The organism is Janthinobacterium sp. SUN118, from assembly GCF_030397695.1.
Taxonomy (GTDB): Bacteria; Pseudomonadota; Gammaproteobacteria; order Burkholderiales; family Burkholderiaceae_D; genus Janthinobacterium.
Genome location: NZ_JAPUBV010000002.1, coordinates 450,317 through 469,149 on the forward strand (window position 1 = coordinate 450,317; position 18,833 = coordinate 469,149).

The window sequence follows — 18,833 nt, forward strand, 5'->3', positions numbered from 1 at the left end:
TCAGGCGTCCGCCAGCGATAAAAAGCGCATGGGATCGACCTGCCACTTGGCGGCCGACTCATGGCCGACGATCTTGTCGGCGCCGCCAAAGCCGAAGCCGCGCGACAGGTCGACCGTCTCGGGCTTGATGTAGGTCTTGCTCTTCGTACTGAAAAACACATTCACCTTCGGCGCCAGCAGATTGCTTTCGTGCGCCTCGATGACGACGGCCAGGCGGCCCGATTCCAGCATCACCATGGTGCCCACCGGATAGATGCCCACGCAACGCATGAAATCCTGCGCGAACACGGGGTTGAAATGGAATTTGCTCCACTCATAGATCTTGCGCAAGGCTTCGGCCGCCGGAATGCCCCTGTGGTAACTGCGGTCCGACGTCAGCGCGTCATACACGTCGACGATGGCAGCCATCTGCGCCAGTTCGCTGATGGCGTCGCCGGCCAGCTGGTCCGGATAGCCGCTGCCGTCGCGCCGTTCGTGGTGGTGCAAGGTAATGTCGAGCGGAATCGGGCCCACCTCGGGCGACTGGCGCAGGATCTCGTAGCCGTCGCGCGGATGGCGCTTGATCTGGGCAAACTCTTCCGGCGTGAGGGGGCCGGGCTTGTTCAGCACGCTGTCGGGCACCAGCGCCTTGCCCGTGTCGTGCAGCAAGCCGCCCAGGCCGGCCTGGTGCGTGGTGGCCGCTTCCAGGCCGCGCGAACGGCAAAACGCCACCAGCAGCGCGCACACGCTGACGGAATGCAAAAAGGTGTAATCGTCCTTGCTCTTGATGCGCAACAAGCCGACGAGGGCGCCGGGATTGCGCAGGATCGATTCGGTGATATCTTGCACGGTATGCTGCACGCGGTCGATCTCGACGGCCTTGCCCAGGCGCACGTCGGCCATCACCGTGCGCACCAGGCTCGACGCCTGCCGCCGCACCTGCGTGGCGCGCGCCAGCTCCATGCCCAGCGACACGCGCGTGACCACTTGCGGCGCCGTGGCGATCTGCACCAGCGCCCGTTCCGTCTCCGCATGGGCTTGCGCCAGCGTGGGCGCATCCTCCACGTCGAGACCCTTGCCGCTGTCGATCACCACGTCGTGGATGCCGGCTTGCACGATCTTGCGGATCTCGTCTTCGCTGCGCAACAGGAAGCGGTTGCGCACGAACGGATGCGTCATCCAGTCGCAACTGAGGTCATGGATGTACATGCCCACTTTCAATTGCGCGGAATCGACTTTCTTGAGCATGCTTTCATCCCACAAATAAACGGCTGGAGCACCGGAGGCGCTAGAATGAGTATAACAAACTTGTCATGCTGCTGGCCGCGTTCGGCGCGGGGGTGGCAGCACCTGTTTTCTTTCATCACAGCACTGTTGCCGGCGCGCTTGCCGGGCAATGGCGCACGCTACGCTTCTGGAAGCAACCAAGCATGGAACTGCGCCAATTACGCTACTTTGTTGCCATCGTCGACCACGGTTCCCTGTCGCGCGCGGCCCTCATCCTGCACGTGGCGCAGCCGGCCCTGACGCAGCAGCTGCGCCAGCTGGAAGAGGAACTGGGCGTGCAGCTGCTGCACCGCTCGGCCCAGGGCGTGCTCAGCACCGATGCGGGCAAGGTGTTCTACGAACATGCGCAGGCGATCCTGAAACAGGTGGCCGACGCCCGCTCGGCCGTCACGCAAAGCGCCACGCGGCCGTCCGGCAACGTCACCTTGGGTTTGCCGCACAGCATCTCCGGCGCCCTGGCCCTGCCGCTGCTGCTGGCCGCGCGCGAACGCTATCCCGAGATCACCTTGCAGCTGACGGAAGAAATCACGGGCAACCTGAACGAGCAGCTGAAATCGGGCCGCATCAACCTGGCCGTGCTGTTCGACGATGGGCAGCTGACGCCGTTCGCCTGCAGCCCGCTGGTGGAAGAGGAAATGCGCTTCATCTGCCGCAGCGACTCTCCGTTCGCGCCCGCCGGCAAGGCCATCGCATTCCAGCAGGCGCTGGCCGCGACATTGATCCTGCCGGGCCTGCAGCATGGCGTGCGCCCGCGCATCGACAGCCGCGCGCGCGACGCGGGCCTGGCGGCGGCCAACATCATCGAGATCAACTCGATCGCCATCCTGAAATCGGCCATCCTGGCCGGCATGGGCGCCACCATCCTGCCGGCCGCGCCGCTGCTGGCCGAGCTGGAAAGCGGCGCCATGCGCAGCTACGCCATCCACAGCCCCGCCCTGTCGCGCACGGTAGCCCTGTGCGCCTCGAAAAACATCCCGCTGACGAATGCGGGGGCGGCCGTGAAACACCTGGTGCTGCAAGTGGCTGCCGAGCTGTGCGACAGCGGCCAATGGGTGGGCGCCCACATGCTCTCGCCCACGATATAAGTTTTTCTTATACCCCCATCGGCAAAGCGTATTTGCCCCTTCCTGCCCGCCGTTCTACACTGACCACATTAACTATTTTAAATTTAAAGTAGTCATGTGCCGCCCACACGCGGCAATCCCGTCTGCACAGCGCGCGCCTTACCGGGCGCGCCCCTTGTACAGCCGCTATCTGAAACACCATTTTGGAGACAGCCATGTCCGTGACCACGGAAAACGGCTCCGCAGCGTTCGCTAGAAACGCCGGTGCCGCGCCATCTACACCGCCTGAACCTTCCCGTTTGACCACCGTCAGCCTCGACGACAAATACACGGCCACTTCCGGCGCCATCTTCCTGTCCGGCATCCAGGCCCTCGTGCGCCTGCCCATGATGCAGCGCCTGCGCGACCAGGCCGCCGGACTGAACACGGCCGGTTTCATCTCGGGCTACCGCGGCTCGCCGCTGGGCGGCCTCGACGAAAACCTGTGGAAAGCCAAGAAACAGCTGGAAGCGCACCACGTGCAGTTCGTGCCCGGCGTCAACGAAGACTTGGCCGCCACGGCCGTCTGGGGTTCGCAGCAGGTCGACCTGATCGGCCCGGCCAAGTACGACGGCGTATTCGCCATGTGGTACGGCAAGGGCCCGGGCGTGGACCGCTGCGGCGATGTCTTCAAGCACATGAACCATGCGGGCACGGCGAAACTGGGTGGCGTGCTGCTGGTGGCCGGCGACGACCATGGCGCCTACTCGTCGACCCTGCCGCACCAGTCCGACCATCTGTTCTCGGCTTCGATGATCCCCGTCTTGTATCCATGCAATGTGCAGGAATACCTGGACCTGGGCATCCACGGCTGGGCCATGTCGCGCTTTTCCGGCTGCACGGTGGCCTTCAAGGCCCTGGCCGACACGGTCGAATCGTCGGCGTCCGTCGATGCCGACCCGTTCCGCGTGGAAGTGAAGATTCCGCAGGATTTCATCATGCCCGAAGGCGGCCTGAACGCGCGCCTGTCGAGCATCCCGCTGGGCCAGCAGGCGCGCAACCAGGAAGCGCTGATGCAGGACTACAAGATCTATGCGGCCCTGGCCTACGCGCGCGAAAACAAGCTCAACCACACCACCATCGACAGCCCGAACGCCAAGCTGGGCATCATCGCGTCCGGCAAATCGTACCTGGACGTGCTTGAAGCGCTGGAAGAGCTGGGCATCGACGAGCAGATGGCGGCCGACGTCGGCATGCGCCTGTTCAAGGTGGCCATGCCATGGCCGCTGGAGCCGGACAGCGTGCGTGAGTTTGCGCAAGGTCTCGATGAAATCCTCGTGGTAGAAGAGAAGCGGCAAATCGTCGAATACCAGCTCAAGGAACAGCTGTACAACTGGCGCGACGACGTGCGTCCCAAGGTCATCGGCAAATTCGACGAAAAAGGCGAATGGGTGGCGCCGCGCGGCGAATGGCTGCTGACGTCCAAGGCCGACTTTTCCGTCTCGCAAGTGGCCAGGGTCATCGCCAGCCGCATCGCGCGCCTGATTTCCGACCCCGTCACCTGCGACCTGATCAAGGCGCGCCTGAGTTTCCTTGACGCCAAGGACGCCGTGCTGAAGAAGGCCGTGAACACGCCGTTCCGTCCCGCGTTCTATTGCTCGGGCTGCCCGCACAACACCTCGACCAAGGTGCCCGACGGCAGCCTGGCGCTGGCCGGCATCGGCTGCCACGTGATGGCCACGTCGATCTATCCGGAAATGAACAAGCTGACCACGCACATGGGCGGCGAAGGCGCGCCGTGGATAGGCCAGGCCGCGTTTTCCGAATTGCCGCACGTATTCCAGAACCTGGGCGACGGCACGTATTTCCATTCGGGCTACCTGGCCATCCGCGCCGCGCAGGCGGCCAAGGTAAACATCACCTATAAAATCCTGTACAACGACGCCGTCGCCATGACGGGCGGCCAGCCCGTGGACGGCCTCATCACCGTGCCCATGATGGCGCAGCAGGTGGCAGCCGAAGGCATCGCCCGCATCGCGCTGGTGACGGAAGACTTGTCGCGCTATAGCGACCGCAGCAATCTGCCCGCCCACCTGACCTTGCACGACCGCAAGGACATGGATGCCGTGCAACGCGAATTGCGCGAGGTAACAGGCGTGTCCGTGCTGATCTACGACCAGACCTGCGCGGCCGAGAAACGCCGGCGCCGCAAGAAAGGCGAATATCCCGACTTGCCGAAACGCATGGTCATCAACGACGCCGTCTGCGAAGGCTGCGGCGACTGCGGCGTGCAGTCGAACTGCGTGTCGATCTTGCCGAAAGAGACGGAATTTGGCCGCAAGCGCACCATCGACCAATCCTCGTGCAACAAGGATTACTCGTGCGCCAAGGGCTTTTGCCCCAGCTTCGTCACCGTCGAAGGCGGCAGCCTGAAGAAAACCAAAACGGGCGCGAGCAAAACGGGCGAGACGGACAACTTCGGCCCGCTGCCGGAACCGGTCCTGCCCGGCTGCGACGCACCGTACAATATCCTCATCAACGGCATCGGCGGCACGGGCGTGATCACGGTCGGCGCGCTGATGGGCATGGCGGCCCACCTGGAAGGCAAGGGCGCCTCCGTGCTGGACATGACGGGCATGTCGCAAAAGAACGGCTCCGTCACTTCGCACGTGAAGATCGCCCAGTCCCCGGCGCACATCCGCGCCCAGCGCATCGCCACGGGCGAAGCGGACCTGATACTGGGCTGCGACATGCTGACGGCCGGCGCGCAGGATGCCGTGTCGAAGATGCGTCCGGGCCGCAGCCTGGCCGTCGTCAACCTGCACGAGCAGCCGCCGGGCACGTTTGCGCAAAATGCCGACTGGCAATATCCGACGGCGGAAGTGCGCCAGCTGATCGAGGAATCCGTGGGCGGCGCCGACGCGGCCGACTTCATCGACGCCACCAAACTGGCCACCGCACTGATGGGCGACTCCATCGCCGCCAACCTGTTCATGCTCGGCTACGCCTGGCAAAAAGGCCGCATCCCGCTGACGGAAGCGGCCTTGCTGCGCGCCATCGAGCTCAATGGCGTGGGCATCGAGTCGAACAAGAAAAGCTTCCTGTGGGGCCGCCGCGCCGCCGTCGACGTGCGCCGTGTGACGCAGATCGCCACGCCGTCGCAAGCCATCATCGTGCAAATGCCGCAGAGCCTGGATAGCGTGATCAAGAAGCGCGTGGAGTTCCTCACCGCCTACCAGAACGCCGCGTATGCGGATGGTTATGCCACCCTGGTGAAACAGGTGCGCGACCGCGAAAACACCCTGGGACTGGGCCAGAAACTGTCGACGGCCGTGGCCAAGAACTACTTCAAGTTGCTGGCCTACAAGGATGAATACGAAGTGGCGCGCCTGTACACGGATGGCCGTTTCGTCGAGCAATTGCAGCAGCAGTTCGAGGGCAATTTCTCCGTCAAGTTCAACCTGGCGCCACCGCTGTTCGCGAAAAAGGATGCGAAAGGCCACCTCGTGAAAGCGGAGTTCGGTTCCTGGATGTGGCGCGCCTTCAAGCTGCTGGCGAAAGCCAAGGGTTTAAGGGGCGGCACCTTCGACGTCTTCGGCTATACCGCCGAGCGCAAGATGGAGCGCGCGCTGATCGTCGAGTACCGCGAACTGCTGGCGGGCCTGCTGGTGAACCTGACGGCGGAGAACCTCGCCACCTGCGTGGAACTGGCATCGCTGCCCGAGAAAATCCGCGGCTTCGGCCACGTCAAGGAAGCGGCCGTCGCCACGTATCGCCAGGACAAGGCGAGATTGCTGGCCGTGCTGGCCGATGGAACGAAGCACGCGGCATAAGCCAGCGGAGCTTGAAGACAAAACGCAGAGCCTCGGCTCTGCGTTTTTTTTGTCAATCCGGACAGCGCCCCACGGTCGCTCCCGGCAACAGCACCGGTTGCCAGATTTCCTGCAACCGTTCCGGCGGCGTGCCGGCCAGCAAGGATTGCAGCATTTCGACCATCTTGGCGCCGGCGCGGCGCAAGTCCGGCTGGTCGATGGTGGTGACGTTGATGCCGATCAAGGTGTCTTCCACATTGCCCCAGACGATGACGGAGATTTCCTTGCCGATTTCGATGCCGGCGTCCATCAGCGCGCGCACCACGCCCACGCCGGACAAATGGTTGTCGACGATGACGGCCGTGGGACGCGGCGAGCAGGCCAGCAATTGCTGCATGGCCTGGTAGCCGCTGCGGCGGTCGAGGCTATTGTCGAGCAAATAATTCGGATCGGCCTGCAAGCCCGCCTGCGCCATGCAGCGGATAAAGCTTTCCTTGCGTTCCAGCGCGAAATGCAAATCCAGCGGCGCGCTCAGCAGGGCGATGCGCTGATGCCCATGGGCCACCAGGAAAGACACGGCCAGGTCGATGCCCGTGTCGTTGTCGTAGTCAAAATACGCGTACGGCGCGTCGATGCGCGTGCGGCCATTCGCGACAAAGGGAAAGCCCACCTTCGTCAGGTAGGCGATGCGCTCGTCGATCACCTTGGTGCGCCCCACCACCAGACCATCGACCTGGCGCCCGCGCACCATGGTTTCATATGACGGCTGTTCGTTTTGCGGCGACACGGGGGCGATGATGAGGCTCATCTTTGACGCTTCGACGGCGTCCGACATGCCATTCACCACGGAAAGGAAGACGCTGTCGCCCAGATCGCTGGGCAGCAGCGGATAGATCATGCCCAGGACATTGGTGCGGCCGACGGCCAGGCTGCGCGCCAGCGGGTTGGGCCGGTAGCCGACTTTCTTGGCGGCGGCGAGGACGATTTCACGGGTGCGGGAATTGACTTCCGGATAGCCGTTCAACGCCCTGCTGACTGTCGTTTTCGACATGCCGAGGGCAATTGCGAGGCTCTTGAGATTCATGTTAACTACCTGTCTGTATGGCAAAAGAAACCAACTCTGACCGTCAATTATAGCCCAGAGCGCCAAACAGGCCGCGCATTCGCGTGCGCCGCCATGGTAGAAAAACAACAACACATTGACTATTTAAAAAGCAATGTTTTAAATGTGATCACTCGTATCCTCTGCGCAGTCCGACCTCGGCCATGGCAGGCAGGCAATACACCCCGACAGAAGCGTGTACTCACTTTGACAACAGCGCCGCCAGCTCACGCATATCAGTTCGGCAACGCCAGCCGCGCACGGAAAAATTATCAAGAAAACATAATTTACTGGAAGTGTGCGAGAATTTGTCCTACTCTTGATTCAGGTAAAGATTACTGCTTGGTATCTTGTGCCTGGCGCAGTACATCAGCCTGGACTCCCCCGTCTCTTCTGCACACGCTTGGGCATACTTTCAAAGGTGAACAATGTGGTCACGCTAACGTCCGTCAACAATTTGCAAGCCTCGCTGGCCACGGCGCAGCGCAGGGTCGAGCAAGGCCAGAACCAGGTGCAGCGCGACAGCGAACAGCTGGCGCAAAGCCGCCAGCTGCTGGCGCGGGAACAGGAATCGCTGAGCCAGACGCAGCGCAGCAGCCAGCAAGCCGAGGCCAGCGCCCCGGCCGCCGTGAAGGCGCCGCAACTGGAGCAGGCGATCAAGGTGGCCGTGCCGCAGCAAGCGGTCCCCGCCGCACCGAAAAGCGCGCCGCAGCTGAACAGCTATGGCCAGACGCTGGGACGCCTGATCGACGTGACGGCGTAAGGCTGGCCTAGCGCGCCATCTCCTCTTCCAGCATCGCCAGCCACCATTTTTCGCCCTTCTTCGGCCGCGCCAGGTCGACCGCCTCGCCCATCTGCGGCGTCGCCAGATTGACGCCCTGCTTCGCTGCCAGTCCCGTGATGCGGTCGAACGGCTCATGCCACGCATGCAGACCCAGGTCAAACGTGCCGTTGTGCACGGGCATCAGCCACTTGCCGCGCAAGTCCAGGTGCGCCTGCAGGGTCTGCTCGGGCTGCATGTGCACGTCCGGCCACAGTTTGTCATAGGCGCCCGTCTCGATCATGGTCACGTCGAAGGGGCCGTACTTGTCGCCGATCTGCTTGAAGCCGTCGAAATAGCCGGAATCACCGCTGAAAAACACGCGCACGTCCGGCGCGTCGATGACCCACGACGCCCACAGGGTCTGGTTGCCGTCAAACAAGCCGCGTCCCGAGAAATGCTGCGATGGCGTGGCGACCAGTTTCACACCGGCAATTGTCGTCCCCTGCCACCAGTCGAATTGCCGCACCTTGGCCGTCGGCACGCCCCAGGACACCAAGGTATCGCCCACGCCCAGCGGCGTCACGAAGTGCTCCGTCTTGGCGGCCAGCTGCAGCACGGCGGCATGGTCGAGGTGGTCGTAATGGTCGTGCGACAGGATGACCGCCTTGATCGGCGGCAAGTCGGCGATGCTGATGGGCGGCTGGTGGAAGCGCTTCGGCCCCGCCCACTGCACGGGCGAGGCGCGCTCGGAAAAGACGGGATCGGTGAGGAAGAACTCGTTGTTGAGTTTCAACAGCAGGGTCGAATGGCCGAGGCGAAACAGGCTGTTGTCGGGCGCCGCCAGCAGCTGCGCCCGGGTCAGCGCTTGCACGGGCACGGCCGCGGCCGGCACCGTGCTGTCCGGCTTGTCAAAGAAAAATGTCCACATCAGCTTGAGGGTTGCTGCCGTGCCCAGCTTGTGCATTTGCACGGGATTGCGGAATTTGCCTTCGTGGCGTTGTGGTGATTCAGCTAGCGCCGCAGGCTCGGCGCGCAAGGTGCAAGAACTCATGATGATCAGGACTCCCAGGAAGAAGAGACGACGTACGACTCGATGCAAGTGCATATGCGGCCCGGTCAATAAAATACAAGGATTAAATTACACTACACAGTGTAGTTCCTATTTCAAGCAAAGTAAACCAGGAGGTGTAAAATATTGTTTTCAAAGGAGATTTCCCGCCATGGCCTCACCGCAACGCCTCACCGACCGCAAGCGCGTCGCCATCGTCGATGCCGCCATCGCCGAGTTCCGCGAGCACGGTTTTGATGCGACCAGCATGGACAAGATCGCCGCCACGGCCGCCGTTTCCAAGCGCACCGTGTACAACCACTTCCCCAGCAAGGACGAGCTGTTCGCGGAAATCCTGCAGCGCATGTGGGAAAGCAGCATGGCCCAGCCTGCCGTGCCCTATGTTGCCGACCATCCGCTGCGGCCGCAGGTGCTGGCATTGGTCGAGCAGAAAATGGACTTGCTGTGCGATCCGGCCTTCATCGACCTGGCGCGCGTGATCTTTGGCGAAACCATCCACTCGCCTGCGCGCGCGCAAGCGATGGTGACGCGCCTGAATGAAAAGGAAACGGGCCTGAATATCTGGATCCGCGCGGCGCAGCAGGACGGGCGCATCAAGGCCGGCGAGACGCTGGAAGTGGCCCACCTGCTGATGTCGCCACTGAAGACCTTTGCCTTCTGGCCGCAGATCACCCTGGGTGAGCCTCTGCTGGGTCCGGCACGCCGGCACGAAGTGACGGAGCTGGCCGTCGATATCTTCCTGTGCTACTACGGCGTGGCAAAACAGACGGCATAGACGGGCGGCAAGTGGGCAGACAGCGTCTGCCAGTGTTCGCCGCCATCGCCCGAATACCAGGCGCCGCCCGTGGTCGACGCCATCAGCAGGCTGCGCCCATCGTCGGCCAGCGCCAGCCCGTGGCGGTACACCAGGTCGTAGCAATGCTGCTGCGGCAATCCCGCGCGCAAGACGTCGAAGGTCTTCCCGCCATCGCGCGTGCGCGTGACGGCCAGCGCGCCGTCGAGCGGGATGCGCAGCACGTCCGCCTGTGCCGGCACGAACCAGGCCGTGTCGCCATCGCGCGGATGCACGGCCACGGCAAAGCCGAAATGCGACAGCGGCGCCGTCGTCACTTCCTGCCAGTGCCAGCCCCCGTCCTGCGAGCGCCAGATGCCGTTATGGTGCTGGCACCACAGTGCCTCCGGCGCGCCGGCGCTGCGCACGATGCGGTGCGGGTCTTGCACGGCCTCGTTTTCATCGAGCTCGGGCGGCATGTAGTCGGCGCGCATGCCCGTCGCGCTCAAGGCCCAGCTGGCGCCGCCATCGACCGTTTGCCAGACGCCGCCGCAGGACACGCCGACCAGCACCTTGTTGCTGTCGCGCGGATCGACGCAGATGCTGTGGATGCCGGGCACGTCGTAACCGCCGCCAAACCATTCGGCCCGCTGCGGCACGTTCCACAGCGCGTCCACCAGTTGCCAGCTGTCGCCGCGGTCGCCTGAGCGGAACAGGCCGCCCGGCAAGGTGCCCGCCCACAAGACGCCGGGCTGGTCGGCCCCGCCGGCCGCCAGCGACCAGATCTGCCGCAAGGTCCAGTCCACCGTGTCGCTGCTGCCTTCCGGCTTCGCAGGATAGGCGGGCACGGCGATTTCGCGCCACGCCCCGCCGCCGGCATCCAGGCGGTGCAGCTTGGCGCCGAAATGGCCGAGGTTCAGGGCCGCATACAGGGTGCCGTCGCAGCCATCGTGCAACAGCATGGAGACGGGGTCGCCGGCAAACTGCACCAGTGCCAGCTGCCAGGCGCCGGCCGCATCGACATCGAACTGGAACAGGCCCTTGCGGGTGCCGAGATACGCGCGTTGCGGAACTCCTGTCATGGCGTCAACCTCCGGAAAGTGCCTGCAAGATATACACCTGGCTGTCGGGCAGCAAGGCGTCGTCGAGCACGCGCCGCTCGCGGCAGCGCGCGCCATCAATGAAGATCACCACATTCGGACGCAAGGCCCCCTGCTCGTCGAGCACATAGCCACGCAGGCGCGGCTGCTGCGCAAACGCCGCATCGAGGGCGGCACGCAGCCGTGGCGCGGCCACCTGCACGGTGGGAACGTCCAGGAAACGTGCCAGTTGCCGGGTGAAATGCAGCTGCGCCATGCTGTCCTTGACGTCGTCGGCCAGCCCTCATTCTAGTCCGCTTTGCCGACGATACAATGGTGCATGGCCTAAAATAGGGCCACGCACACAAGGAGGCCAGGCATGACGATTACCCCGGAAGAACTAGCGGTGCTGATGCAGGAAGTGGAAGTGGCCGATCCCATCGATTTTGCCGACCTGCCGTTCGACGAGCAGGAATTGCGCGGGCTGATCGCCAACCACCTGTGCGAGATGGCCGACGCCATGGAAAGTTTCAGCCCGGAAGACCGCAACCTGGCCCTGCTGGCCGTGGCGGCCAAGCTGGTGCTGGAAAACCTGGTCTTGCACGTGCAGCTGCTGCGCCGCCACGGCTTGCCCGTCAGCGACAGCGTGGAAGCGCTGCTGCAGCGCCTCAAGGGCGGCAAGCCGTCCTGAGTTAATGGCCCGTGCGCACGGCGCGCGCCTGCAGGGTGAGGTCGCTTTCCGCCACGGCCACGCAGGGCAGGATGTAGCCGTCGAGCCGTTCATCGGGGCTGATGCCGGGCCAGTCCACCGTGTAGCGCACCTGGCCGGCCGGCATATGGCAGAGACAGGTGCGGCAGGTGCCGTTGCGGCAGGAACTGAGCAGGCGGATGCCGGCCAGCTCGGCGGCGGCCAGCAGAGTCGTTCCCGCCTCGGCCGTGAATTGCCAGCCCTGCGGGACGATGGTGATAGTAAAGGTGGTGACGGTCAACGGTGCGCTCATGGCGCCAGTGTAGCAGTCAGCTTGCCAGGGTCGTCCAGCGGGCGCCATCCGCATGGCTGCGCAGCACGGCCTCGGCAAAGGCCAGGCCGGCCACGCCATCGGTCACCGTCGGCAGCCAGCGGGCCGCTTCCGGCACGGGCAAGCCCGCTTGCAGGGCGCGGATGCGCAGGGCCGCATCCAGGTACAGCTGGGCGAACGCTTCCAGGTAGCCTTCCGGATGGCCGGCCGGCACGCGCGTGGCGTGGCGCGCGGCCGCGCTGTCGACCCTGCCCGGACGCAGCAGCTGGCGGTTGCCGCCCTGCGGCGTGAACCACAGTGCATTCGGCTGTTCCTGGTCGAAGTCCAGCTGCGCCTTGCTGCCGAACAGGCGCAGTCGCACCGTGTTTTCGCACCCGGTCGCCACCTGGCTGGCCCACAGGGTGCCTTTCGCCCCGTTCGCGTAGCGCAGCATCACCTGCACGTGGTCGTCCAAGGTGCGGTGCGGTACAAAGGTCGACAATTCCGCCAGCACGGCATGCGGCGTCAGCCCGCTGACGAATTGCGCCAGATGATACGCATGCAAGCCCACGTCGAGCAGCACACCGCCCGGCCCCGCCTTCTGCGGGTCGTTATGCCAGTTGCCTACGCTCATGCCGCCCGCCGCGATGGCGTCGGCCAGCCAATCCTGCGAGTATTCCACCTGCACGAGGCGCAGTTCGCCGATCTCGCCCGCCTCGACCATGGCTTTCGCATGGCGCAGCAGCGGATAGCCGCTGTAGGTATGCGTGAGCGCGAACAGCAGGTTTTTCTGCTGCGCCAGCGCCGCCAGCGCCTGGCCTTCCGCCAGCGCAATGCCGAGCGGCTTGTCGCAGATCACATGGATGCCCGCTTCCAGGAAGGCCGTGGCGACGGGCGCGTGCAAATGGTTGGGCGTGACGATGGCCACGGCCTCGATGCCGTCCGCACGCGCGGCCTCCGCCTGCGCCATGGCGCGGTAATCGCTGTAGCAACGCTCCGGCGCCAGGTGCAGCGCGGCGCCGCTGTCCCGCGCGCGCAGCGGATCGGACGACAGGGCGCCCGCCACCAGCTCGTACTGGTCGTCGATGCGCGCCGCGATGCGGTGCACGGCGCCGATGAACGCGCCCTGCCCGCCCCCTACCATGCCCAGCCGTAAGCGTCGCTGCATGTCGTCTCCTTATTTCAAGCCAAGCAAGTGATGAATTTGGTCCTGGTCAACCGCGCTGCCGGCGAAATCGTCGAATGCGTGCTCAGCCACGTGGATGATGTGTTCGCGGATGAAGCGCGCGCCCTCGGCCGCGCCATCCTCGGGATGCTTCAGGCAGCATTCCCATTCCAGCACGGCCCAGCCGGGGAAATCGTATTGCGCCATCTTCGAGAAAATCGCCTTGAAGTCGATCTGCCCGTCGCCCAGCGAGCGGAAGCGCCCGGCCCGGTCCTGCCAGTCACCATAGCCGCCATACACGCCCTGGCGCCCGTTCGGCCGGAATTCCGCATCCTTGACATGGAACGCCTTGATGCGCGCATGGTAGATGTCGATGAAGGCCAGGTAGTCGAGCTGCTGCAGCACGAAGTGGCTGGGGTCGTACAAGATGGACGCGCGCGGATGGTCGTTGACGGCGGCCAGGAAACGCTCGAAGGTCACGCCGTCGTGCAAGTCCTCGCCCGGATGCAGTTCATAGCAGAGGTCCACGCCGGCCGCGTCAAAGGCGTCGAGGATGGGCAGCCAGCGTTTCGCCAGCTCGGCAAATGCCGTTTCCACCAGGCCGGCCGGGCGCTGCGGCCACGGGTACAGGTAGGGCCAGGCCAGGGCGCCGGAAAACGTCACGTGCGCCTTGAGCCCCAGGCGCTGCGAGGCGGTGGCCGCCCACAGCAGCTGCTGCGTGGCCCAGGCCGTGCGGGCCGCGCTGTCGCCGCGCACCTGCTCGGGCGCAAAGCCGTCGAACAGCGCGTCGTAGGCGGGATGCACGGCGATCAGCTGGCCCTGCAAGTGCGTCGACAATTCCGTCACCTGCAAGCCGTGGCGCGCCAGCAGGGCCACCACGTCGTCGCAATACTGCTGGCTGGCGGCCGCTTGTTGCAGATCAAACAGACGCGGCGCCGTCGGCAGCTGCAAGCCCTTGTAGCCCAGGCCGGCCGCCCATTGCGCCAGGTGCTCGAGCGAGTCGAACGGCGGCTCGTCGCCGAGAAACTGGGCCAGGAAGATGGCCGGGCCCTGGATGGTTTTCATGTCAATGTCCTGTTAACCCAAACCGAAACCCGGGATCGTACCCTGAGGATACGACCCCGGCCCTTGTTGGGGGGTGTCGTTAAAAAGGCGAGTTCGGAAAGTAAAACTGCTTGGCGTTCTCGCGCGTGATCAGCACCGACGGGATGATGGTGTTGGCCGGCAATTTTTCACCTTTCAGCCGTGCTTCCGTCGTCAGCTTGATGGCGTCGTACATGAACTTCGGCGAATAGGATACATCGGCCACGATCTGCGGGTCGGAACCGTCCATGATCTTCTTCACGGCGCCTTTCGCGCCCGCGCCGCCGAACACTTGCTTGATGTCCGTGCGCTTGGCCTGCGCGATGGCTTTCTGCACGCCGATGGCCATGTCGTCATCGGCGGCCCAGACGGCGTCGATGTGCTTGAAGCGGGTCAGGTAATCCTGCATGACCTTGAAGGCATCGTCGCGGTTCCAGTTGCCGTACTTGGCATCGAGCACCTTGATCTCGGGATGGCCCTTCATCACGCCGGAAAATGCGTCGAAGCGCTCGTTGTCGAGCGTGGTCGGCATGCCGCGCAGCACGACGATATTGCCCTTGCCGTTCAGGCTTTTCGCCAGGTATTCGGCCGGTAGCTTGCCGAAGGCCGTGTTGTCGCCCGCGATGTAGGCATCCTGCGACTGCGTGTTCGTCAAGCCACGGTCCACCACGGTCACGTACACGCCCTTGTTCTTCACCTGCGCGACGGGCTGCGTCAGCGAAGCCGACTCGATGGGGAAGATGACCAGGGTGTTGATCTTGTTCACCGTCAACATATCCTGCAACTGGTTCGCCTGCTCGGGCGCCGTGGCGGCCGTCTTGACGATGATTTTCACGCCGGGATGGGCTTTTTCCAGCTCCGCCTTGGCCTGGTTCGCCCACCACACGATGCCCGAGGTAAAACTGTGCGTGGCCGTGGGAATCGCCACGCCGACGACCAGCTTGTCCGCAGGCGCCGCCGCCTGCGCACTCGGCAGCGCCCACGCCTGCATCACCAGCACTGCCATCCCTGCTACCCGTATAAAGCTCTTCATGCTGCTCTCCTCCAAGGTTGTGGGCGCCCGTTGGCTGCCCTTTCAGAACGCCGCCGTATTTTTATTTGCGGCCTCGCTGCAGGAAGGCGACGGCAATGATCACCACGCCTTGCACTGCGGCATTCAGGTAGACACTGATGATGCTGGTCAAATTCAGGATATTGCTGATCACGGACAATAAAATGGCGCCGATCACGGTGCCGACGATGCGCCCCTCGCCGCCCTTCAGGGCCGTGCCGCCGACGACGACGGCGGCGATGGCCTCGAGTTCCCACAGCAAGCCCGTCGTCGGCGTGGCCGAGCCCAGGCGCGGCACGTACAGCACGGTGGCGATGCCCACGCAGATGCCCAAGAGCATGTAGGTGGCGATCTTCACCTTGTCGACGTTGATGGCCGCATAGCGCGCCACTTGCTCGTTGGAACCAATCGCCTGCACGTGGCGGCCAAAGGTCGTGCGGTTGAGGATGATGGCGCCGGCCGCCGCGACGAATAAAAAGATCCAGATCGGTATCGGCGCGCCCAGCACGCTCGTGTAATACACGGGGCTGTACAGCTCGGACAGGGTGGCGTCCAGGGTCAGCGCGCCGCCGTCGGCCAAATACGTCAGCACGGCGCGGAAGATGCCGAGGGTGCCCAGGGTGACGATGAACGGCTCGATATTGCCCTTGCTGATCAACAAGCCATGCATCAGGCCGAAGCCGGCGCCCAATACCAGGGCCATGGCAATGCCCAGCACCAGCATGGTGATCGGCGCCAGGTTGCCCCCCGCGCCTTGCGCCAGCGCATTCATGAAGTAAATCATGCAACCGGCGATCAGGGCCGCCATCGAGCCCACCGACAGATCGATGCCGCCCGAGATGATGACGAAGGTCATGCCGACGGCGATGATGCCGATGAAGGCCGTGCGCGTGAGCACATTCATCAGGTTGTCGAGGGTGGCGAAGTCGCCGTTGAGCAAGGTGCCCGCGATGCACAGGGCCAGCAAGCCCAGCACGGGGCCGAAACCCTTGATGCGCGCGCCCAGTCTGGCGATGCTGGCACCGGTGGCGCCGGTGGATACGGTGGTGTCAGTGCGTGCCGGTTGCATGGGCAATCAACTCCTCTTCAGTCAGGTGGTCAGCGGCCAGGGTGGCCTGCAAGGTGCCGGCACGCATCACCGCCACGCGGTGGCACAGGCCGATCAATTCGATCAATTCCGAGGAAATCACGATCACGGCGCGCCCTTCGGCGGCCAGGCGGTGGATCAGAAAGTAAATGTCGCGCTTGGCGCCCACGTCCACGCCGCGGCTCGGTTCATCGAGCACGACGACGCGCGGGTCCGAATGCAGGTATTTCGCCAGCGCCAGCTTTTGCTGGTTGCCGCCGGACAGCATGCGCGCGCGGCTGTCGAGGTCGCCCGTGCGGATATTGAAATCCAGCACCGCCCTGGCCAGCGCCGCCTTTTCTCCTGCCACATCGAGCCACGGCCGCGCATAGCGCTCCATCGTCATCATGGTGAGGTTTTCGCGCAAGCCCAGGTGCACGTGCAAGCCTTTTCCCTTGCGGTCTTCGCTCAGGTAGGTCATGCCGTGCTGCATCGCTTGCCTGGGGCTGCGGATATCCACGGGCTGGCCATTGAGCTGGATCATGCCCGCGCTGCGCGCACGCAAGCCCAGCAGCGCCTCGAACGATTCCGTGCGCCCCGCGCCCACCAGGCCGGCAAAGCCCAGCACTTCGCCGGCGCGCACCTCGAACGACAGGTTTTTGGACCAGCCCGGCACGCTGAGCCCATCGACTTTCAGGAGCACGGGCGCGTCGGATGCCAGCGCCACTTTGGCCGGGAACATGTCGGACAATTCGCGCCCCACCATCAGGTTCGCCATCTGCTGGCGCGTGAGGCTGGCCGTCGGCTCGCGCGTGACGAAACGCCCGTCGCGCATGACGATGACCTCGTCCGTATTGCGCTCCACTTCATCGAGCTTGTGGGAAATATAGAGGATGGTCACGCCGTCGCTTTTGAGCTGCGCCATCACGGCGAACAGGCGCTGGGTTTCCGACGACGTCAGCGTGGCCGTCGGCTCGTCCATGATCAGGAAGCGGGCGCGACGCGACAGGGCCTTGGCGATTTCCACCAGTTGCTTCTCGGCCACGATGAGGTCGCGGATCTTCGTATCGGGCGACACGGCCAGGCCCACCTGTTTCAGGTAGCGCGATGCCTGCTCGCGCATGGACGCCTCGTCGAGCAGCCAGCCCTTCGTTTTCTCGTGGCCGAGGAACATGTTCTGCGCCACCGTCAGGTGTTCGGCCAGGTTGAATTCCTGGTGGATCAGCACGATGCCGGCCGCCTCGGCGGCGCGCGAGCTGGCAAAACGCTGGGGCTGGCCATCGATCAGCAGCTGGCCTTCGCTCACGGCTTCATAGCCGGCAAGGATTTTCATCAGGGTCGACTTGCCGGCGCCGTTTTCGCCCAGCAAGCCATACACGCGCCCTGGCGCCAGGCGGAAACTGACGCCATGCAGCACGCGCACGGGGCCGAAATCCTTGCAGACCCCCTCGAAACCGACGGCAACGCTCACTATGCACTCCCTCGCAGAATTAATCGATGTTGCAGCAGCACGCCCGGCACATTGGCCGCCGGGTCCGCCAAGCGTTGCAGCAGCAGGCGCGCCGCCGTCTCGCCCAGCTCGCGCATCGGCTGCGCGATGGTGGTCAGGCCCGGCGCCATCTGCGCGGCGATGGCGATATCGTCGAAGCCGATGACGGCCACGTCTTCCGGCACGCGCTTGTGCAAATGGCGCAGCGCGCTGAGCACGCCGATGGCCAGGGTGTCGGAGACGGCAAAGATGGCCGTCGGCGCATCGGGCCCGGCCATCATTTCCAGCGTCGCCTGCGTGCCCGCTGCGTAATCGAGGCTTTGCACCGTGTGCACCCACTGCGGCTGCACGGGCAGGCCGGCGGCGGCCAGGGTGTCGAGGTAGCCTTGCTGGCGTTGCCGCGCATACAGGTAGCGCTCGTCCGAATTGATCAGGCCGATGCGCGTGTGGCCGCGCGACAGCAAATGCGCGACGGCGTCCGAGGCGGCGCGGTGGTTGTCGATGCCCACATACGGCACGGCCACGCCGGGATCGAATTCGCAGCACGCCACCCACGGCAGGCTCACCGACTCATGCGACAAGGCATGTTGCACCGTGTCCGGATCGAGGCAGATGGCGCCATCGGCACGGTGCATGCGCAGCAGGTCGAAATACGAGCGCTCGCGGCCCGCGTCGGCGCCCGTGTCGCACAGCAGCACGAAATAGCCGTGCTCGCGCGCCACCGTGTCGATGCCGCGCACGATCTGCGCATAAAACGGGTTGCCCACGTCGGGCACCATGGTCAGCAGCATGCGGCTCTCGGCCGTGCGCAGGCTGCGCGCCAGGTGGTTCATGCGGTAGCCGAGCGCCGCCACGGACGCCAGCACCTTCGCGCGCGTGGGTGCCCGCACCCCGCTCTGCTCGTTCATGACGCGCGAGACGGTGGCCACCGACACGCCCGCATGCGCGGCAACGGCGCTGATGGAGACGGTTTCTGTGGGCAAAGATGATGGAACGGCTGCTGACATGACGGTTTTGAATAAAATGTAATCGATTACATTTATATGCCAGACCACTAGCCGATGCAAACATTATC

At 64.3% G+C, this 18,833-nt stretch carries 17 protein-coding genes; 5 read left to right on the top strand and 12 right to left on the bottom strand.

Going from position 1 to position 18,833, the window contains the following annotated elements:
- A complete protein-coding gene (locus O0880_RS17700; protein WP_071325777.1) occupies positions 1–1,227 on the bottom strand; it encodes an HD-GYP domain-containing protein in 1,227 nt (408 codons plus the stop codon).
- Between the two features lie 182 nt (positions 1,228–1,409).
- On the opposite strand from O0880_RS17700, the gene O0880_RS17705 reads away from it, so the two are divergent.
- On the top strand, positions 1,410–2,351 hold the full coding sequence (locus O0880_RS17705; protein ID WP_289887818.1) for a LysR substrate-binding domain-containing protein: 942 nt from the start codon (positions 1,410–1,412) through the stop codon (positions 2,349–2,351).
- A gap of 194 nt (positions 2,352–2,545) precedes the next feature.
- The gene (locus tag O0880_RS17710; protein WP_289887820.1) at positions 2,546–6,142 is read left to right on the top strand and encodes an indolepyruvate ferredoxin oxidoreductase family protein; all 3,597 of its coding nucleotides are present in this window, start codon (positions 2,546–2,548) and stop codon (positions 6,140–6,142) included.
- Between the two features lie 52 nt (positions 6,143–6,194).
- On the opposite strand, the gene O0880_RS17715 is transcribed toward O0880_RS17710, so the two are convergent.
- Positions 6,195–7,205, bottom strand: a complete 1,011-nt coding sequence (locus O0880_RS17715; RefSeq protein WP_071325780.1) for a substrate-binding domain-containing protein — start codon at positions 7,203–7,205, stop codon at positions 6,195–6,197.
- A gap of 448 nt (positions 7,206–7,653) precedes the next feature.
- Here O0880_RS17715 and O0880_RS17720 point away from each other — a divergent pair, with 448 nt between their 5' ends.
- The gene (locus O0880_RS17720) at positions 7,654–7,986 is read left to right on the top strand and encodes a hypothetical protein (protein ID WP_071326757.1); all 333 of its coding nucleotides are present in this window, start codon (positions 7,654–7,656) and stop codon (positions 7,984–7,986) included.
- 7 nt (positions 7,987–7,993) lie between these two features.
- On the opposite strand, the gene O0880_RS17725 is transcribed toward O0880_RS17720, so the two are convergent.
- Complete coding sequence (locus O0880_RS17725; RefSeq protein ID WP_289887821.1) at positions 7,994–9,037, bottom strand: MBL fold metallo-hydrolase; 1,044 nt, start codon at positions 9,035–9,037, stop codon at positions 7,994–7,996.
- Positions 9,038–9,206: 169 nt separating this feature from the next.
- On the opposite strand from O0880_RS17725, the gene O0880_RS17730 reads away from it, so the two are divergent.
- Positions 9,207–9,830: a TetR/AcrR family transcriptional regulator gene (locus O0880_RS17730; RefSeq protein WP_289887822.1), complete on the top strand. Its 624-nt coding sequence runs from the start codon at positions 9,207–9,209 to the stop codon at positions 9,828–9,830.
- Here O0880_RS17730 and O0880_RS17735 read toward each other — a convergent pair.
- Both O0880_RS17735 and O0880_RS17740 read right to left on the bottom strand, forming a co-directional pair.
- Positions 9,803–10,909 carry an exo-alpha-sialidase gene (locus O0880_RS17735; protein ID WP_289887823.1) on the bottom strand — a complete coding sequence of 369 codons (1,107 nt, stop codon included), beginning with the start codon at positions 10,907–10,909 and terminating at the stop codon, positions 9,803–9,805. The two genes, O0880_RS17730 and O0880_RS17735, sit on opposite strands and share 28 nt — an antisense overlap.
- Positions 10,910–10,913: 4 nt before the next feature.
- Positions 10,914–11,183, bottom strand: a complete 270-nt coding sequence (locus tag O0880_RS17740) for a MoaD/ThiS family protein (RefSeq protein WP_071325784.1) — start codon at positions 11,181–11,183, stop codon at positions 10,914–10,916.
- 102 nt (positions 11,184–11,285) lie between these two features.
- Between O0880_RS17740 and O0880_RS17745 the strand changes: the two genes are divergently transcribed.
- The gene (locus tag O0880_RS17745; RefSeq protein WP_071325785.1) at positions 11,286–11,597 is read left to right on the top strand and encodes a hypothetical protein; all 312 of its coding nucleotides are present in this window, start codon (positions 11,286–11,288) and stop codon (positions 11,595–11,597) included.
- A gap of 1 nt (position 11,598) precedes the next feature.
- Here the strand turns inward: O0880_RS17745 and O0880_RS17750 are convergent, their stop codons facing one another.
- The 7 genes from O0880_RS17750 to O0880_RS17780 all read right to left on the bottom strand — a co-directional run bounded on the left by O0880_RS17750 (position 11,599) and on the right by O0880_RS17780 (position 18,765).
- Positions 11,599–11,907 (bottom strand): 2Fe-2S iron-sulfur cluster-binding protein, encoded by a 309-nt coding sequence (locus O0880_RS17750; RefSeq protein WP_071325786.1) that lies wholly within the window; start codon positions 11,905–11,907, stop codon positions 11,599–11,601.
- Positions 11,908–11,923: 16 nt separating this feature from the next.
- The gene (locus O0880_RS17755) at positions 11,924–13,072 is read right to left on the bottom strand and encodes a Gfo/Idh/MocA family oxidoreductase (protein ID WP_289887825.1); all 1,149 of its coding nucleotides are present in this window, start codon (positions 13,070–13,072) and stop codon (positions 11,924–11,926) included.
- A gap of 9 nt (positions 13,073–13,081) precedes the next feature.
- On the bottom strand, positions 13,082–14,134 hold the full coding sequence (locus tag O0880_RS17760) for a sugar phosphate isomerase/epimerase (protein WP_289887826.1): 1,053 nt from the start codon (positions 14,132–14,134) through the stop codon (positions 13,082–13,084).
- A gap of 79 nt (positions 14,135–14,213) precedes the next feature.
- Positions 14,214–15,185, bottom strand: coding sequence for a substrate-binding domain-containing protein (locus tag O0880_RS17765; protein ID WP_071325789.1), 972 nt, complete (start codon positions 15,183–15,185; stop codon positions 14,214–14,216).
- Positions 15,186–15,246: 61 nt separating this feature from the next.
- On the bottom strand, positions 15,247–16,272 hold the full coding sequence (locus O0880_RS17770) for an ABC transporter permease (RefSeq protein WP_071325790.1): 1,026 nt from the start codon (positions 16,270–16,272) through the stop codon (positions 15,247–15,249).
- Positions 16,253–17,740, bottom strand: a complete 1,488-nt coding sequence (locus tag O0880_RS17775; protein ID WP_289887827.1) for a sugar ABC transporter ATP-binding protein — start codon at positions 17,738–17,740, stop codon at positions 16,253–16,255. The genes O0880_RS17770 and O0880_RS17775 overlap by 20 nt, the downstream gene beginning before the upstream one ends.
- Positions 17,740–18,765 (bottom strand): LacI family DNA-binding transcriptional regulator, encoded by a 1,026-nt coding sequence (locus O0880_RS17780; RefSeq protein ID WP_289887828.1) that lies wholly within the window; start codon positions 18,763–18,765, stop codon positions 17,740–17,742. The genes O0880_RS17775 and O0880_RS17780 overlap by 1 nt, the downstream gene beginning before the upstream one ends.
- Positions 18,766–18,833: the final 68 nt, after the last annotated feature.

What these genes read in the sequence shown, in the direction of transcription:
- O0880_RS17700 (WP_071325777.1), bottom strand. Translation starts at nt 1,227, where the DNA reads ATGCTCAAGAAAGTCGATTCCGCGCAATTGAAAGTGGGCATGTACATC.
- O0880_RS17705 (WP_289887818.1), top strand. Translation starts at nt 1,410, where the DNA reads ATGGAACTGCGCCAATTACGCTACTTTGTTGCCATCGTCGACCACGGT.
- O0880_RS17710 (WP_289887820.1), top strand. Translation starts at nt 2,546, where the DNA reads ATGTCCGTGACCACGGAAAACGGCTCCGCAGCGTTCGCTAGAAACGCC.
- O0880_RS17715 (WP_071325780.1), bottom strand. Translation starts at nt 7,205, where the DNA reads ATGAATCTCAAGAGCCTCGCAATTGCCCTCGGCATGTCGAAAACGACA.
- O0880_RS17725 (WP_289887821.1), bottom strand. Translation starts at nt 9,037, where the DNA reads ATGAGTTCTTGCACCTTGCGCGCCGAGCCTGCGGCGCTAGCTGAATCA.
- O0880_RS17730 (WP_289887822.1), top strand. Translation starts at nt 9,207, where the DNA reads ATGGCCTCACCGCAACGCCTCACCGACCGCAAGCGCGTCGCCATCGTC.
- O0880_RS17735 (WP_289887823.1), bottom strand. Translation starts at nt 10,909, where the DNA reads ATGACAGGAGTTCCGCAACGCGCGTATCTCGGCACCCGCAAGGGCCTG.
- O0880_RS17740 (WP_071325784.1), bottom strand. Translation starts at nt 11,183, where the DNA reads ATGGCGCAGCTGCATTTCACCCGGCAACTGGCACGTTTCCTGGACGTT.
- O0880_RS17745 (WP_071325785.1), top strand. Translation starts at nt 11,286, where the DNA reads ATGACGATTACCCCGGAAGAACTAGCGGTGCTGATGCAGGAAGTGGAA.
- O0880_RS17750 (WP_071325786.1), bottom strand. Translation starts at nt 11,907, where the DNA reads ATGAGCGCACCGTTGACCGTCACCACCTTTACTATCACCATCGTCCCG.
- O0880_RS17755 (WP_289887825.1), bottom strand. Translation starts at nt 13,072, where the DNA reads ATGCAGCGACGCTTACGGCTGGGCATGGTAGGGGGCGGGCAGGGCGCG.
- O0880_RS17760 (WP_289887826.1), bottom strand. Translation starts at nt 14,134, where the DNA reads ATGAAAACCATCCAGGGCCCGGCCATCTTCCTGGCCCAGTTTCTCGGC.
- O0880_RS17765 (WP_071325789.1), bottom strand. Translation starts at nt 15,185, where the DNA reads ATGAAGAGCTTTATACGGGTAGCAGGGATGGCAGTGCTGGTGATGCAG.
- O0880_RS17770 (WP_071325790.1), bottom strand. Translation starts at nt 16,272, where the DNA reads ATGCAACCGGCACGCACTGACACCACCGTATCCACCGGCGCCACCGGT.
- O0880_RS17780 (WP_289887828.1), bottom strand. Translation starts at nt 18,765, where the DNA reads ATGTCAGCAGCCGTTCCATCATCTTTGCCCACAGAAACCGTCTCCATC.